The 3,418-nt window shown below is 54.2% G+C and carries 1 protein-coding gene; it reads left to right on the top strand.

What is annotated here, in order from left to right:
* Positions 1–2,131 precede the first annotated feature (2,131 nt).
* Complete coding sequence (locus EC839_RS23955; protein WP_007163113.1) at positions 2,132–2,509, top strand: histone-like nucleoid-structuring protein, MvaT/MvaU family; 378 nt, start codon at positions 2,132–2,134, stop codon at positions 2,507–2,509.
* Positions 2,510–3,418: the final 909 nt, after the last annotated feature.

Genomic DNA, 3,418 nt, shown 5'->3' on the forward strand with positions numbered 1-3,418 from the left:
GAATTCAGGACTGTATTTCTTGCGCTTCATGAACACTCCTTCAGCTCGGTATGAGCTTACTCGAAAGTGTCCGTGCTAACGGGGTAGAACCCGGTCCAAGGTACCGCGCTATCAGTAGCTACCTGATACCAAACGCCGCGCGCTGAGCTTAGTACTCGGCCTACCAAACGATCACTTAGTCAACGTCCGGCGAGGCTGCCCACGGGGCGCCGCCGCGACGTTGCTGATTCTCTTCCGATCGGAGCGAACAAAGCGCAGCTCGATACGCCGCATCGCCGCATCGCCGCATCGCCGCACAGATATTCTGGCTCGCTCTTTTAGCCGTCCGGCCGGTGTATCCACGCGGGCGGTATCGACCCAGCGACGCGAGAAACGTGCCCTACTAGATGCCATTGTTGTTCCAAAGCATTGACAGGATCTAACCGTTTCTCGACGGTTCCGTTCGTTGTGTCGCCACAATGGCGACACTTTAAAGCCACTTTGGAGCCACAATAGCGCCATCTTGGAGCCACGTTGGAGCCACATTGCCGCCATTAGGTCTTCAAATATGCTGTGCCGTATTGATGGCAGCACATTTCTGAACAATGTCCTCGCGGAAATAAGAAATGATCGCACGGAGGAATTGCCGGGAGTTTAGGCTATTTGCCGGCTAAATGAGTATAAGTGAGGGGCTCAGCCCCGTTACTCCCCGCTCACAGATGGGCGCGGGCTCGATGACTCAGCGTGTGCGACAAGTAACGTACAAGATGTACCGGGTAAGCGATTGACTGTGAAAGTAAGTAACCGGTACACGTGAAAACAGGTAACCTTTTCATGTACCCGATAAACGCAGACTGTGAAGGTAAACATCCGAAAACCGGCAGTAAACGGACGGAAAGCGGGGAGTAACGGGCCATGTCACCAGGATCGACACCCTGCGATCAGGTTAAACAATGATGAGGACAGGACAGAGCGCTCCCCTGTGGCGGCATGCCCGTGCTGGGTACAGCAGACACGGGGAATGGGCCGTGATTGGCCGTTACTGGAGCTATGTGCTCGCAGGCGTTTGATGCGACCACCAGTCGTTGAGAACGGTTGTCCCAGCTGCAGCTGCCGCCAGCAGTTACCCAGTTGGCGGCATGTCCGCTCGCCGGAGACCGGACCTGGGAACAGTTGATCCGGGGAAACAGCTCGATACATGGCGGCGTATCCGCAGCCGCCCAGGACTGGCGAGCTAGAAACCTATTGCTACCGCGCCGCATAGCGGCTTGGTGGCTCCCGCGCTGCGCGGCGACAAGTCACCGCACACCACGGCAACTTGGGTTTGCCCTGTACTAGCACGCATAAATAAGAAAAGAGATCTCAACCGATCGCAGTAATCGGTAAAGAGCCGCTGAGTCTCGGAGCGTGAAGCTTGCAGCCAAGTAATGTATTGGTGATGAGTTGAGTCACCAGACCCATAAAGACTATAGCAGGAAGATAGTAGCGATAGGCAGTAAGCTTGTAAGTGAGGGGAATTTCTTCTTGACACCGCTGCTAATCTTGGCTCGCCTGCAGTCTTAATTTAAAAAAGCGAGATTATTCAGTCCACTGCAAGGACACAAAAGGCCGTCACTTACTACCAGCTCGCGTAACAAGCTTAGCAAATACCTGACTAAGGGGCTAAACATCAGCAATTTTAACAAGCCTATGATCATACTTGCGATCTGTCGACTAGTGATCTACGTCTTTGCATAGGGCAGACAAGTATTATCAAGCTCAAGATTTCCCGCAACGACTATTGCGGAATTGAGACGACCTAAACTGGCTTCAGAGAAGCAACAAAATCAAAGTATTGATTAATTTTTCAAAGCCAACCTGGTATTGAGTTAAGATCCGATGATTAAATCGGATTCCAGCTTTTTATTTACCCAGTGACGCAAAAGGCGCCTTCCATCGGGAAATCAAAGAGCGGATCATGTGGGCCAGAGTGTTTGCTTTCGAAAACGCGAGGTACCGCGCTCAAGCAGAGGCGTAATGGGATTCACGCACCCAAATTCGATTATCGTTGATGCTTCCGTGAAGCTCCGATAATTTATTTACGTTTCGCCCTAGTAATTTGCAAATGAAAAGGCTATAACGGCAATCACCGCTTAATCTCGAGAAGATCACGATGTCCCTGATCCAAGAATACCGTCAAACCGAAGCTGCAATTGAAGAACTCAAGCAGCGCCTGGAACAGCTTAATAGCGATGAGCGTCTGCAGAAAGAGCTCGAATTCGAGAAGAAACTGCGCGCTCTGCTCGGCGAGCACAGCAAATCGCTCCGGGACGTTATTGCAATCCTGGATCCTGATCGCAGTGCCAATTCGGGTCGCAAAAATAGTGCCCCTGCTGTTCCGCAACAGCGCCGGGTGCGTACGCTGAAGCGCTATAAACACCCTGAAACCGGTGAAGTCATCGAGACTAAGGGCGGCAACCACAAGCGACTGAAGGCTTGGAAATCCGAGCACGGTGCGGACACCGTTGAGAGCTGGCTACAGGGCGAGTAACTACGCCGACCGACGCCGGCGGACCTTGTGTATCACCGCCGGCGCTGTCATTTTCAGCGCCCTTGATCCAACGTCTGAGACTAGGATGCTTCACCAGCTGCTTCTCAGCACCCTCCCCTATCTTGGTTCTCGTGGGCCATCAGATCTGCTGTAAGAATCTTTCATCCAGCTCGGTTGCCGATCACTCAGATGATCCATGGCCGAATTTCGCGCACGCATCAAATGCCCACGCGCCCCCGATTTCATACTTCCAGAAAGAGGCCACTGCCATAGGTGCTAGGTGTTCTATCTCGGTAGAGGTACTGTCGCATAGCGAAAAGAATCTCTCGCTATGCAACGGTCGCTCGCGCGACTACACCGCACCGCACTATCGTCCGCTGATCGATGAGGGCACACGCGTCCGGGCGTGGCTCGCGGCGTTCGCCTACCAACCCGACCTCGAGTAGTCCTCACCGTGATCCACTCTCCAAAGCTTGACAACTTCCCACTCGTCGAAGTGGCCTTCCGGCCCCCCGGGCCAGCCGCTGGCCAACGCGGAGCTCTATCGGCTCGCCGCCGCATGGCTCCAGGACCGTGAGGTTCACGACAAGTAGCCAATCGGCGCGGCCGGCCAGCCTTGCAGTCCCATCACGCGCGAGATCCGCTGGCATCTGCACACACTTGAGGCATGCGGCACCTTGGATGCGCGTGCCTCATGAACGAAGCATGTGGCAGCTGACCGAAAAAGGCGAAGCGTGGGATGCATCGAGTGCCGCTGAGGGCGCTGCCAACGGATTACACCCTGACCGCGCCAGAATTAGCCTACGACAAATGGGTGAATCGCCCCTAGTTTCGTAGACACCTCCAAGCCTCATAATGAGACCCAGCAGGAGGTGCCATGAGCAACCAGCGTTACCCCGAAGAATTCAA

Origin of the sequence: Pseudomonas sp. JUb52 (assembly GCF_004341115.1) — a bacterium.
Taxonomy (GTDB): domain Bacteria; phylum Pseudomonadota; class Gammaproteobacteria; order Pseudomonadales; family Pseudomonadaceae; genus Chryseomonas; species Chryseomonas oryzihabitans.

Coding starts and splice junctions, on each gene's coding strand:
- EC839_RS23955 (WP_007163113.1), top strand. CDS start 2,132: ATGTCCCTGATCCAAGAATACCGTCAAACCGAAGCTGCAATTGAAGAA.